Source organism: Azospirillum sp. P4_B5 (assembly GCF_056402275.1).
On sequence record NZ_JBFUHT010000053.1, the window covers coordinates 1 to 13,084 of the forward strand.

Genomic DNA, 13,084 nt, shown 5'->3' on the forward strand with positions numbered 1-13,084 from the left:
TACCTGACGGTCGGCAACCCGATCAAGCTGTCGRACAGCCCGACCGAGGTCACGCGGTCGCCGCTGCTGGGCGAGCACACCGACGAGATCCTGCGCGAGGTGCTCGGCTTCGACGAGCGGCGCATCTCCGAGGTCCGCGACAGCGGCGCGCTCGGCGCCGCGCGCAGGCCGCTGACCGCCGAATAGGACAGGCGGCGGTCCTCTCCGAAAAGGAAAAAAGCAATGGCCCGTCGGCGCGATCCCGGTGACGCGTTGCACGAGGCTGCCGCCCCCGGAAATCCATCCGCGCTCACCTCCAAGACGTGAGCCGACGAGTTTGCAAAGGAGGAAAGGCCATGACCGCAGTCATCGATCCGCTCCACACCGAGCGCCCAACGGATGTCGTCCGCCGCCTTCTCGACACCGCCAAGGCCGAGGGTCGCAACGCGCTGACCGCGCCGGAAGCCAAGCAACTCTGCGATCTGTACGGCATTCCTGTGCCGAAGGAGGGCTTGGCGAAGAGCGCCGACGCCGCCGTCACCCTCGCCGAGGGCATGGGCTTCCCGGTGGTCATGAAAATCGTGTCGCCGCAGATCCTGCACAAGACGGAAGCCGGCGGCGTTCTGGTTGGTCTCCGGAACGCCGACGCCGTGCGTCAAGGCTTCAGGACCATCATGGAGAACGCCCGCGCCCATGACCCTAGGGCGGAGTTGATCGGTGTGCAGGTCCAGCAGATGCTGCAAGGCGGCGTGGAGGTCATCGTCGGTTCCATCACCGACCCGAGTTTCGGCAAGCTGGTGGCCTTCGGCCTCGGTGGCGTGCTGGTCGAGGTGCTGAAGGACATCACCTTCCGCCTCGCCCCGGTCACCCGCGAGGAAGCCCTGTCGATGCTTGACGGCATCCAGGCCGCGGAGATGCTGAAGGGCGTGCGCGGCGGCAAGGCGGTCGACCACGGGGCGCTCGCCGATGTGATCGTCAACGTCTCGCGACTCGTCGACGAGGTGCCGGAGATCGTCGAACTCGACCTCAACCCGGTTTTCGCGCGCGAGACCGGAGCCATCGCCGCCGACGTGCGCGTGGTCCTGGATTTCGCGGCCAGGACGCCGCGCTACCGCCCGTCGCAGGAGGAGATCGTCCGGCAGATGAACCGGATTATGAAGCCCGAGGCGGTGGCCGTCATCGGCGCCTCGGCCGAGGATGGGAAGATCGGCAACTCGGTGATGAAGAACCTCATCAACGGTGGCTACAAGGGCCGCATCCATCCGATCCACCCGAAGGCCGACGACATCCTGGGCTACAAGGCCTACAAAAGCGTCAAGGACGTGCCGGGCGACATCGATGTGGCGGTGTTCGCCATTCCGGCCAAGTTCGTCGCACAGGCCTTGGGCGAGGTCGGCGAGAAGAGGATCCCCGGCGCCGTGCTGATTCCCTCGGGCTTCGCCGAGACCGGCAACGTCGAAGGGCAGGAGGAGATCGTCGCCATCGCGCGCAAGCACGACGTGCGGCTGATGGGGCCGAACATCTACGGCTTCTACTACACGCCGAAGAACCTGTGCGCCACCTTCTGCACGCCGTACGACGTGAAGGGCAAGGCGGCGCTGTCGTCGCAGTCCGGCGGCATCGGCATGGCGATCATCGGCTTCAGCCGCTCCGCCAAGATGGGCGTGTCGGCGATCGTCGGGCTCGGCAACAAGTCGGACATCGACGAGGACGACCTGCTGTACTTCTTCGAGCAGGACGACAACACCCAGGTCGTCGCCATGCACTGCGAGGACCTGAAGGACGGCCGTTCCTTCGCGGAGGCCGCCAAGCAGGTCTCGAAGAAGAAGCCGGTGGTCGTGCTGAAGGCCGGGCGCACGGCGCTCGGCGCGCGGGCGGCCAGCTCCCACACGGGAGCGCTCGCCGGCAACGACAGGATTTACGAAGACGTGCTGCGGCAATCGGGCGTGGTCCGGGCGCGCAGTCTGCAGGACCTGCTGCAGTTCGCCCGTGGAATCCCGGTGCTGCCGACGCCGAAGGGCGAGAACGTCGTCATCATCACCGGCGCCGGCGGATCGGGTGTGCTGTTGTCGGACGCCTGCGTGGACAACGGCCTGTCGCTGATGACGATGCCGCCCGACCTGGACGCCGCCTTCCGCAAGTTCATCCCGCCTTTCGGCGCCGCCGGCAACCCGGTGGACATCACGGGTGGCGAGCCGCCGTCGACCTACAAGAACACCATCCGGCTGGGCCTGGAGGATGACCGCATCCACGCGTTGATCCTGGGCTACTGGCACACGATCATCACACCGCCAATGGTGTTCGCCAAGCTCGTCATCGAGGTGAAGGAGGAGATGAAGGCGAAGGGCATCGAGAAGCCCATCGTCGCTTCGCTGGCCGGCGACGTGCAGGTGGAGGAAGCCGCGAGCCACCTGTATGACCATGGCGTCGTGGCTTACCCTTACACGACCGAGACGCCGGTCGCGGTGCTGGGCGCCAAGTACAAGTGGGCTCGGGCGGCCGGGCTGGTTTGATACCGGCTGGTCGCCGACATGGGACATGATCCGAGTTCCGGCCTGGCCGGGCGGCTGTCTTCACGGCGTCGATGCGAAAAACCGGAGCCGGGCGGAGCGGATGGGCTGGCTCCGCCCGGCGTCGCAAGCCGGTCGACGCCCAGGCGGTGCGCGCTCTTGCCGGCTTGGTGCGAGTTGGAAGCAACCCTGTATTTCCCAAAGGGCGGCGTCGTTGAGTGACGTCAGCAACAGCGATAGTATGCCCATCATCATTCGACGTGCTGCGGAGAATCCTAGTGGAGAGTGAGTTGCCGACCGGCGTTGGCGGGGAGCCGCTGTCGGGCGAGCGGCGATTCGAACTGCTCGTCAACAGCGTCCACGATTACGCCATCTACATGCTCGACCCACAAGGGATCGTGACCAGCTGGAATCCGGGTGTCCAGCGGTTCAAGGGATACACGGCCGCGGAAATCGTCGGTCAGCATTTCTCGCGTTTCTACACCGAAGACGATCAGCGTGCCGGAGTGCCGCAGCGGGCGCTCTCCATCGCCTCGATCGAAGGAAAATTCGAGGCGGAGGGTTGGCGGGTCCGCAAGGACGGCACGCGCTTTTGGGCGCACGTCATCATTGATCCCATCCGTGACGACGCCGGGAAGCTGATCGGGTTTGCCAAGGTCACGCGCGACGTCACCGAGCGCAAGCAGGCGCAGGAGGCCCTGCAACAGAGCGAGGCACGCTTTCGTCTGCTGGTCCAGGGAGTGATCGACTACGCGATCTTCATGCTCGATACGACCGGGCATGTCACCAACTGGAATTCCGGTGCGCAGCGAATGAAGGGCTACGCTGCCGAGGAGATCATCGGAGAGCATTTCTCCCGCTTCTACACCGCCGAGGATCGGGCCACCGGCGTCCCGATGCAGGGGTTGCGCACCGCTGAGCAAACCGGAAAATTCGAAACCGAAGGCTGGCGGCTCCGCAAGGATGGCGCCCGCTTCTGGGCCAGCGTCGTCATTGATGCGATCCGGGATGACAGCGGGCGCCTTGTCGGCTTTGCCAAGGTCACCCGCGACATCACCGAACGCAAGCTGGCGCAAGAAGCATTGGAAGAAACCCGTGCGGCACTCTTCCAGGCGCAGAAGATGGAAGCGGTGGGCCAACTGACCGGCGGGATCGCACACGACTTCAACAATTTGCTTCAGGCGATTGGCGGCAGTCTGGAGATCATCGAACGTCGCCTCGCGACCGGGCGAGGCGACATCGAGGCGTATGTGACCGCCGCCAGAACCTCGATTGATCGGGCGAAGACTCTGACACAGAGGCTGCTCGCCTTTTCCCGCCGGCAACCGCTTCAACCCGAGCGCACCGACCTGAAGACGCTTGTGGATGGACTGCGGGACCTGATCGAACGTTCGGTTGGCGAAGCGATCCGGGTCGAGACCCAGATGGCTCCCGAGTTGTGGCCAATCTGGGCGGATGCCAATCAGGTCGAGGCTGCGCTGTTGAACCTGGCCATCAACGCCCGCGATGCGATGCCCGATGGCGGGCAACTCACCATTCGGGGCGTCAACATCCATCTGGATGTGACCGCGATGGCTTCGGAGACCGGGGTGCAGCCCGGCGACTACATACTGCTGGAGGTGGCCGACACCGGCACCGGTATGCCACCGGACGTTCTCGACCACGCCTTCGAACCATTCTTCACCACGAAGCCGCTTGGCCAGGGCACAGGGCTGGGGTTGAGCCAGATCTATGGTTTTGCCCGTCAGTCGGGTGGGGATGTCCGCATCGACAGCAAAGTGGGACATGGAACCACCGTGAAGCTGTACCTGCCTCGCTCTCACGAGGCGGAAAATCTCCGCTCCACCCCTGCAAAGGCACCGGGTCAGCCGCAGCCGCAGCCGCCGGTGCCGGGAACCGTGCTGGTGGTGGAGGACGAACCGATTGTCCGCATGCTGCTCGTGGAAGCGCTCCGGGACCAGGGTTCGACGGTCCTGGAGGCCGAGGATGGAAACGAAGCCTTGACCATCCTCGCCTCCCCGAAGGGGATCGACCTGCTGGTAACGGATGTCGGCTTGCCAGGGATCAGCGGACAGCGGATCGCGGAAGTGGCTCGGACATTGCGGCCGGGCCTGAAAGTGATGTTCCTGACCGGGTACGCCTACGATGTCGTCATGAAGGGGCCTCTGGAACCGCACACGCGGCTTCTGGTCAAGCCCATCGCAATTGGCCAGTTCCTCACCCAAGTGAACACGATGCTGCGCGATGGCTAAAGCCGCCATCGCAAGCCGCCGGCAACGGCGTGCGGCAATTGCACGGTGTCGGCTTGGTCCGCTCTTCATCCGGCCGGGTCTGTCTCCGAATGCACCGCCGTCAGCGCAGGGATGTTGGGCGGGGATGTTGGGCAGACATGTTTGTTGGCATTGGAACCGTCGGTTCGACAACCATGGCGGGCCGAACCTCCGTTGCGGAGGCCGGGCTGCCCGACGGTGTCGAGTTTGGCCTGGATCCGTCGAGCGATCTCTTCCGAACCGCGCTTCCCGCTCGGGGCACGCGCCACCTCGGCCCGTTCCAACGCGCCGAGCAGGATCGGTTGGAGGAGGGCGCGGAGCGCGCTGGTGTCGATGATGCCGGTCTGCATGACCTCGCCCAGGAGCCTGAGCACGGCATCGGCGACGTGAGACGCCGCCCTTGCTGCCGTGCGAGGGCGGCCCCGCATGCCGGCGGGATCCGGCGCCACCAGCAGACGGAACCGCGGAGGTGGAGGTGAGGGGCAAGCGGCATGAGCGGCTCCATCTTGAGGAGCGCAGCACACGCGTGACGGCACAGGCCGCGGGCACGGTTGATGGACTCGCCGGGAATGTCCCGGAGCAAGCCGCCGTCAGTGCCTGATATGAAAGGAAAGCATTAGGAAGGTGGTTGGGGGACTAGGATTCGAACCTAGGTAGCCAGAGTCAGAGTCTGGAGTCCTACCGCTAGACGATCCCCCAATGGTGGTCCCGACTGGGATTGAACCAGTGACCCCTACGATGTCAACGTAGTGCTCTCCCGCTGAGCTACAGGACCAAACCGCGAGATACCTGAACCTAACCACAAGAAACGTGGCGCGAGTGACGGGACTTGAACCCGCGGCCTCCGGCGTGACAGGCCGGCGCTCTAACCAACTGAGCTACACCCGCGTCGTAGGCGACCTTCTAAAGAACAAAGACCGCCGAAGCAAGCACTAAATTCAACCTTACCCAACTTACTCAAGTCAACCAACCAACCGCCGAAGAAGTTGGTGGAGCCGAGGGGGATCGAACCCCTGACCTCCTCATTGCGAACGAGGCGCTCTCCCATCTGAGCTACGGCCCCATGGTGCTGCCAGAGAGGATTGAACTCTCGACCTCTCCCTTACCAAGGGAGTGCTCTACCACTGAGCTACGGCAGCGTCCGGCGGGAGCGGGTGAATAGCAATCCAGGCGGCCCCCTGTCAAAGGGAAAAATATCGAAGGGGGCATTTCTTTCTTTTCACCCCGGCCAGGGCCGCAGGCGGCGCTTGCATCCCGCCGCTTTCGCAGGGCATCTCATGCCCCATTCCGACCATGCCCGACCGACAGGTTTTCCCCGTGGATGAGGTTCTGAGCGAGGCGCGCCGCCTGATCGCGGCGCGGCATTACCGGCAGGCGGTGCGCTTGCTGCGGGGCTCTCGGCCGGCGCGACGCCGCGGCCGCCACCGCCGCGCTTCGCCGTGCCCTGGCGTGCGAGCCGGGGCACTCGGAAACCCTCTATCATATGGCCCAGGCCGTGCTGGCCGCCGGGGACCGCTTGCAGGCGGTGCGCTGGCTGGAGCGGGTGGCTGTGGCCGACCCCGCCTTCCCCGGCCTCCCTGAGGCGCTGGCCGGCGTCTACCGCCGTGACGCCCTCTATGAGGAGGCGCTCCGGGTGACGGGAGAGGCGCTGGCCGCAGGGAACCGGTCGGCGGACATCCTCTATGAGCGGGCGGTCAGCCTCGCCCATCTCGGCGACGCCGCGGGCGCGTTGGCCGTTTTCGACGAGCGGCTGGCCGACGATCCGGAACATGCCGCCGCGTGGTTCGGCAGCCACGCCGCAGCGCTGGGCCTGAACGGGGTGGAGGACGCGCTGCGCCGCCTGCGCCGGGCCGCCGACTGCCCGGGCGCGGCGGGAAAATATTGGGGCTTCCTGTGCGCCTACCTGCTGCTGCTGGGCCGCGACGCGGAGGCCGAGGCGCTGTACGGCGAGAAGCTGACCGGTCAGCCGAAGCGCTTGGCCCTGGTGGAGGCGGTGACGGCGATTCGCCCGCATCTCGCCCCGGACATGCGGCTGTTCGGCGTGGGGGCGGAGCTGCTGCGGTTCGCGCTGGAGCGGGCGGATCTGCCCGGCCTGGTGCTGGAGTTCGGCGTGCGCCGCGGAACCTCGCTGAACCAGATTGCCGCGGTGGCCGGGCAAACCGTGCACGGCTTCGATTCGTTCGAAGGGCTGCCGGAGGGCTGGGTGAACGCGCCGCGCGGCGTGCTCAGCACGGGGAAGAGCCTGCCGCCGGTCCGCGACAATGCGGTGCTGCACGCGGGCTGGTTTGAAGACACGCTGCCGCCCTTCCTGGCGGCCCATGACGGCGCGGTGCGCTTCGTCAATGTGGACAGCGACATCTACTCGTCGGCGCGGACGGTGCTGACCGCCCTGGCGCCCCGCTTCCGGGCGGGGACGGTGCTGGTCTTCGACGAGTTCATCGGGAACCGGACGTGGCGCGAGGACGAGTACCGCGCCTTCATGGAATACGCCGCCGAGTCCGGTGCGGCCTGGGAGATCATCGCCGTCAGCCCTCACACCAAGCAGGTGGCGATCCGGCTGACCGCTCTTCCCGCGTCGTGACGGGGCTCCCGCCCCGGCCGTCGTTTCCGTGCGAGAGCGGGAACGGCGGCCGGGGCAGGGGGCGTGCCGGGTGGTGTTTAGGACACGATGCGCCAGCTGCCGTCCGGCTGCTGGCAGGCGGTGCCGTTGGCCCGCTCGGCCTTGCCGCCGACATAGACGGTCTGCTGATACTCGCGACAATAGTTGCCGGAGTTGTCGCGGCCGTCGCGGATCGGGGTGATGGTGCCGCGGTTGCCCGATTCCGGGTTGTTCCACTGGATGGTCGAGCCCATCGGCGCCGCATAGGCCTGGGTGGCGGCGCGCTGAGCGTAGCCCTCGTCCGCGCGATCGAGCGACTGTCCAAGCTCGCTGCCGAGATAGGCGCCGAGCAGCGTGCCCACACCGGTGGTGATCAGCTTGCCGGTGCCGCCGCCGAACTGCGAACCGATCACGCCGCCGGCCGCCGCGCCGCCAAGCGCGCCGACCGTCTGCTTGGTCCCCAGGCCACTGCCGCCGCTCTGGCAGGCGGCGAGCGACAGGGCGACAAAGGCGGTAACAGCGATCTTCTTCATGGGGTCTCTGCCTCTTGGTTCCGTATAAGCCATCAACACGTAAGGCTTCGCTTTAATCCGGGGGAGCCTGCGCTTTGGTGCGTATCACTCCCGTTCAACCGCCTCTCCCGTCATAGGCGGCGGCGGATAGAAGCACGGACGCGGTGTCCGTCGCCTGTTATCAAAATGGCGCACAAATGTCTGGCCGGCCCCGCCATGCTCGCCGCCGTTGAGCATAAGAGCGAGGGAACCATCCAATGGCTTCGACCACCACGGGCAAGACCGACGCCAAGATTGTCGTGAGTGCCTATGGGCAGTCCGCCGGAGGCATCTGGCCGCATTTCCGTCTGTTGATCGACGGCGTCGAGGTGGGCCAGGCAACCGTCAACGCCACCAGCCCGACCGCCTACAGCTTCACGGTGCCGGTCACCGCGGCGCAGGCGCACAAGGTGCAGATCCAATACGACAACGACGCCATGGTGAACGGCCAGGACCGCTCGCTGATCGTCAGCGGGGTCTCCATCAACGGCAAGACCCACAAGCCGACCGACGCCAACGTCACCTACGACAAGGGCGCGCTCGACGGCAAGGACGTGGTCAAGGGCCAATCCGGGGTGTGGTGGAACGGCACGCTGGTGGTGGACACCCCGGCCTCCGACTTCCCCGCCGCCCCGGCGGCGCCGGTCGCCGGAACCTCGACCTTCGTGGTGAACGCGCAGGGCATCGCGGCGGGCGGCACCAACGCGCATTTCAACTTGATGGTCGACGGCAAGAAGGTCGGCGAGGGCACGGTCGGGACCGCGGCCAAGGACTACAGCTTCACCGCCAACGTGGCGCCGGACCAGGCGCACAAGGTGCAGATCCAGTATGACAACGACGCCGTGGTGAACGGGCAGGACCGCTCGCTGATCGTCAACAAGGTCACCATCAACGGTAAGTCCGTCGCCGCCACCGACGGCATCGTCACCTACGACAAGGGTGCCTTGGACGGGAAGGACGTGGTCAAGGGCCAGTCCGGCCTGTGGTGGAACGGCACGCTGGTGGTCGACGCCGACAAGAGCTTCTTCGCCACCGGCACGGCCACGCCGACGCCGACGCCGACGCCCACACCGACCCCGACTCCCACGCCGTCTCCCGCCCCGACCGGGCCGGCCTTCTTCGTGGCGACCAACGGCAACGACAAATGGTCGGGCAAGCTGGCCGCTCCCAACGCCAACGGCACCGACGGGCCGAAGGCGACGCTGACCGCCGCCCGCGACGCCATGCGCGCCGACCCGAACATCGACGTAACCTACGTCCGCGGCGGCGACTACTACATGAAGGACATGCTCTGGCTGGACGGCCAGGACAGCGGGGTCCGCTTCGCCGCCTACGGCAGCGAAAAGCCGGTCTTCCACGGCGGCTCGCTGGTCGAGAACTGGGTGTCGCGCGGCAACGGCCTCTACAGCGCGCAGCTTCCCGGCGGGTCCAAGGCGGTGCTCGACCTGTCGATGGACGGTGACCGGCAGACCGTGGCCCGCACGCCCAACGCCGACCCCAGCCACCCCATCGACGGCGGCTGGCTGATCGCCACCAAGGCCGGGGCCAACGCCTCCACCCAGTTCGGCTTCAAGGCGGGAGCGATCCCGACCTATTCCAGCACGGACGGGCTGATGGTCAGCGTCTTCAGCCAGCACGGCTACGACAACATGACCGTGCCGGTGAAGAGCATCGACTACGGCAGCAACACCATCACGCTGGCCCAGAGCACCTACGACGCGCTCGGCGCCGGCAGCCGCTTCTACCTGTTCAACGGCAAGGACCAGCTCGACGCCCCGCGGGAGTGGTTCTTCGACAAGGCGTCCAACCAGGTGCTGTTCAAGCCGGAGGGCGGGGCGGTCGCCGGGCACAAGGTGGTCGCGGCGCAGCTTCCCGTGCTGGTCGGGCTGGGTGGTGCGAAGAACGTGACGATCGAGGGACTGACCCTGACCGACGGCACGCCGGACGGCCACGCGGTCTACGCCAACAACGCCGCCGGGCTGACCTTCAAGAACAACACCGTCACCAACACCGGCTACGGCATCACGGTGGAGGGCAGCGCCAACAGCACCGTCTCCGGCAACCATTTCGCCGAGACCGGGCGCGAGGCCGTCTACGTCAAGGCGGGGTCCAACTTCACCAAGGTGTCGGACAACCTGATCCAGCACGCCAGCGCCGTCGACCACGGCGGCGACGCGCTGTGGGTGAACGGCAGCAACGACGTCACCATCAGCCACAACCAGATCGAGGACACGCCGGGCAAGGCCATCGCGGTCGGCTCCGTCCAGGCCTCGGGCGACGCCACCTACCGGGCGACGATCACCCACAACAAGATCGTCGGCGCCAACCAGGAAACCAGCGACGGCGGCGGCATCTACCTGATCAACCGCCAGCAGGATCTGGCCGGGCACACGGTGGCCTACAACGAGGTGTCGGGCACCACCGCCTTCGGCAACGTGACCTGGGACGGCAAGGTCTCCCCCACCTTCCTCGACCCGACGAAGCTGGTGAGCTGGGGCATCTATCTGGACGACTGGACCAGCGGCACCACGGTGAAGGGCAACGTCGTCCACGACAACGTCGGCGGGATCTTCCTGCACGGCGGCTGGAACAACACGGTCACCGACAACATCCTGGCCGACAATCTGGGCACCCAGATCGGCCTGCAGCAGAGCGTCGGCTGGGGCGGCTGGAAGGGCTCGCCGATGGCGAACAACACCATCACCCAGAACATCGTGGACGCCGGCGACGGCCGGGCGGTGGCCCTCGATGGGCCGAAGACGGCGGGGACCTTCACCGGCAACTTCTACGCCGACCTCGACCCCAACGAGGCGCTGTTCCAGGCCTGGCCGCAGGTGATGGCGAACGGCGCCACCGGAACGCTGGCGCAGTGGCAGGCCGCCGGCTACGACAAGGGGTCCTTCACCTTTGACCCGCAGTTTACCGACGCCGCACACGACAACTTCGCGCCGGTGGCGGGCTCCGCGGTGTATCAGCACGGGTTCGACCTCCTGCCCTTCGACCAGATCGGCCTGCTGGGCTGAGGATCACCGAAGGGCGGATGGAACCGGGGGCGGGGCGGGAGCGTTATCGCGGCATGGACATCATACGCATCATCCTGGCGCTTCTGCTGCCGCCCGTCGGCGTCTTCCTCCAGGTGGGGTTTGGCGCCCAATTCTGGATCAACGTGCTGCTGACCCTGCTCGGCTACATTCCGGGCATGATCCACGCGCTGTACGTCATCGTGAAGTACAAGGACCGCTCTCCGGCGTGAGGTCCGATATAGCCCTCTCCCCTCCGGGGAGAGGGTGGCCCGAAGGGCCGGTGAGGGGGGTCTGCGTGGCGGAGCGTCCGGCCTACGCGCAACCCCCTCACCCTAACCCTCTCCCCAGAGGGGAGAGGGGATAAAGGCAAACTTAGGCCGCGCGGACCTTCGCCAGGAAGCCGCTGACCTCCGTCCGCAGGCGGGCGGAGGACCGGCTCAACTCCTGTGCGCTGCCCAGCACGCGGCCCGCCGCGGTCCCGCCCTGCGAGGCGGCGCCGCTGACCTGCACGATGGCGCCCGACACCTCCGCGGTGCCCGCCGAGGCCTGCTGGACGTTGCGGGCGATCTCCTGGGTGGCGATGCCCTGCTGCTCGACCGCCTGGGCGATGTCGTCGGCGATCTGGCTGCTTTCCCCGATGACCTGGGCGATCTCCCGGATCGACTGCACGGTGCGCAGGGTGACGTCCTGGACACCGGCGATCTGGGCGGTGATGTCCTCGGTCGCCTTGGCCGTCTGGTTGGCGAGGTTCTTCACCTCGCTCGCCACCACCGCGAAGCCCTTGCCGGCCTCGCCGGCGCGGGCGGCCTCGATGGTCGCGTTGAGCGCCAGCAGGTTGGTCTGCTGGGCGATCGAGTTGATGAGCTGCACCACCTCGCCGATCTTCTGCGACGTGCTGACCAGACCTTCCGCGGTCGCCTGGGTATCCTCGGCGTTGCGGACGGCGCGGTTGGCGATGTCGGCCGACTGGCGGACCTGCTGGCCGATGCTGCTGACCGATTCGGCGAGTTCACCGCAGGCGGTGGCCACCGATTCCACGTTGGCGGTCGCCTGGGTCGCCGCGGCGGCGACGGTGCCGGCCTGATCGTTGGCGCGCTCCATGGTGGCGTTCAGCGTCTGGGCGGCGCCCTCCAGCTCGGCGGCGGCGTGGGACACCAGCTCGACGATGGAGCCGACGCTGCGCTCGAACTGGTCGGCCAGCCCGTTCATCGCCTCGCGCTTCTCGGCCTCGGCGCGGCGTTCCGTCTCCTCCTTCTCCGATTCCATGCGGCGGGCACGGACCATGTTGTCCTTGAAGACCTGCACGGCGCGGATGATCTCGCCGACCTCGTCGCGGCTGGTCGCCTGCGGCACTTCGATGGTCAGGTCGCCCTCGGCCAGCTTCAGCGTCGTGTCGGTCAGGCGGCGCAGCGGCCGCACCGTCAGGATCGACCACCAGGCGAGCCCGGCGCCGAGCAGGACGGTCACCGCGCACAGCGAGATCATCAGCACCTGGAAGCTCTCGGACACCGTCCGGGCGTGCTTCGCCACCGCCTGGCTCTCGGCCTCCTGGAGGTCGATGAAGGCGTTGATGCGGGCCAGCCACTCGGTGAAGCCGGGGCGCGCCTGCTCGACCAGGATCTTGACGGCGCGGTCGGTGTCGCCGGCCTGGCGCGCCTCGATGACGCCGCGGGCCAGCGGCAGGGTCTTGGCCTCGGTCTGCTTGATGGAGGCGAGGATCTCGCGCTCCTTGGCGGTGACATGGGTGCCGACGGCGAACATGCGGTCCAGCTGCTCGGCCGAGCGCGCGTAATCGGCGGCCAGACGGTCGATGGTGGCGAGTTCGGCCTTGAGCGCGGCGTCGTCGGAGAGGAGCGTGACGTCGCGCAGGCTGATCGCCCGGTCATGCACGCTGCCGCGGAAGTTGATGGCGTAGCGCTGCTTGACGTTGTTGACGTCGTTGATGGTGGAAAGGCTGTCGTTGATGCTGTTGACCTTGTAGATGGCGATGGCCGCCAGGGCGATCATCAGCACCAGGATGCTGGAGAAGCTCAGCATCAGCCGAAGGCCGACCTTGGCGTTTCGGAACCAATTCATTGTCCACACTCCCGCCGGTCCGTATCGTCGAAGACTCGTTGGATGCCGCCGGTTGCCGATAACCCGTCCTGCGGCG

8 protein-coding genes, 5 tRNA genes and 1 pseudogene are annotated in these 13,084 nt (G+C 66.8%); 6 read left to right on the plus strand and 8 right to left on the minus strand.

The window, feature by feature from the left end:
• From AC1DVI_RS27705 to AC1DVI_RS27715, 3 genes and pseudogenes are all read left to right on the plus strand, one after another.
• A pseudogene (locus AC1DVI_RS27705) lies at positions 1-186 on the plus strand (formyl-CoA transferase); the annotation flags it as partial.
• 149 nt (positions 187-335) lie between these two features.
• Positions 336-2,492: an acetate--CoA ligase family protein gene (locus AC1DVI_RS27710; protein ID WP_476960715.1), complete on the plus strand. Its 2,157-nt coding sequence runs from the start codon at positions 336-338 to the stop codon at positions 2,490-2,492.
• A gap of 287 nt (positions 2,493-2,779) precedes the next feature.
• Positions 2,780-4,741 carry a hybrid sensor histidine kinase/response regulator gene (locus tag AC1DVI_RS27715; RefSeq protein ID WP_476960716.1) on the plus strand — a complete coding sequence of 654 codons (1,962 nt, stop codon included), beginning with the start codon at positions 2,780-2,782 and terminating at the stop codon, positions 4,739-4,741.
• A gap of 65 nt (positions 4,742-4,806) precedes the next feature.
• Here the strand turns inward: AC1DVI_RS27715 and AC1DVI_RS27720 are convergent, their stop codons facing one another.
• From AC1DVI_RS27720 to AC1DVI_RS27745, 6 genes are all read right to left on the minus strand, one after another.
• Positions 4,807-5,109 carry a hypothetical protein gene (locus AC1DVI_RS27720; RefSeq protein ID WP_476960717.1) on the minus strand — a complete coding sequence of 101 codons (303 nt, stop codon included), beginning with the start codon at positions 5,107-5,109 and terminating at the stop codon, positions 4,807-4,809.
• Positions 5,110-5,384: 275 nt separating this feature from the next.
• Positions 5,385-5,458 (minus strand) — tRNA-Gln (locus AC1DVI_RS27725).
• A 1-nt stretch (position 5,459) separates the two neighbouring features.
• Positions 5,460-5,534: transfer RNA gene (locus tag AC1DVI_RS27730), tRNA-Val, on the minus strand.
• 36 nt (positions 5,535-5,570) lie between these two features.
• Positions 5,571-5,647, minus strand: a tRNA-Asp gene (locus tag AC1DVI_RS27735).
• Between the two features lie 99 nt (positions 5,648-5,746).
• Positions 5,747-5,822, minus strand: a tRNA-Ala gene (locus tag AC1DVI_RS27740).
• Between the two features lies 1 nt (position 5,823).
• Positions 5,824-5,898: transfer RNA gene (locus AC1DVI_RS27745), tRNA-Thr, on the minus strand.
• Between the two features lie 344 nt (positions 5,899-6,242).
• On the opposite strand from AC1DVI_RS27745, the gene AC1DVI_RS27750 reads away from it, so the two are divergent.
• A complete protein-coding gene (locus tag AC1DVI_RS27750) occupies positions 6,243-7,340 on the plus strand; it encodes a class I SAM-dependent methyltransferase (RefSeq protein ID WP_476960718.1) in 1,098 nt (365 codons plus the stop codon).
• 77 nt (positions 7,341-7,417) lie between these two features.
• Here AC1DVI_RS27750 and AC1DVI_RS27755 read toward each other — a convergent pair whose 3' ends face one another.
• Complete coding sequence (locus tag AC1DVI_RS27755; RefSeq protein ID WP_149167578.1) at positions 7,418-7,891, minus strand: RT0821/Lpp0805 family surface protein; 474 nt, start codon at positions 7,889-7,891, stop codon at positions 7,418-7,420.
• A 236-nt stretch (positions 7,892-8,127) separates the two neighbouring features.
• On the opposite strand from AC1DVI_RS27755, the gene AC1DVI_RS27760 reads away from it, so the two are divergent.
• Both AC1DVI_RS27760 and AC1DVI_RS27765 read left to right on the plus strand, forming a co-directional pair.
• A complete protein-coding gene (locus AC1DVI_RS27760) occupies positions 8,128-10,932 on the plus strand; it encodes a carbohydrate-binding domain-containing protein (RefSeq protein ID WP_476960719.1) in 2,805 nt (934 codons plus the stop codon).
• Positions 10,933-10,985: 53 nt separating this feature from the next.
• Positions 10,986-11,162 carry a YqaE/Pmp3 family membrane protein gene (locus AC1DVI_RS27765; RefSeq protein ID WP_040134614.1) on the plus strand — a complete coding sequence of 59 codons (177 nt, stop codon included), beginning with the start codon at positions 10,986-10,988 and terminating at the stop codon, positions 11,160-11,162.
• A gap of 142 nt (positions 11,163-11,304) precedes the next feature.
• Here the strand turns inward: AC1DVI_RS27765 and AC1DVI_RS27770 are convergent, their stop codons facing one another.
• A complete protein-coding gene (locus tag AC1DVI_RS27770; RefSeq protein ID WP_476960720.1) occupies positions 11,305-13,008 on the minus strand; it encodes a methyl-accepting chemotaxis protein in 1,704 nt (567 codons plus the stop codon).
• Positions 13,009-13,084: the final 76 nt, after the last annotated feature.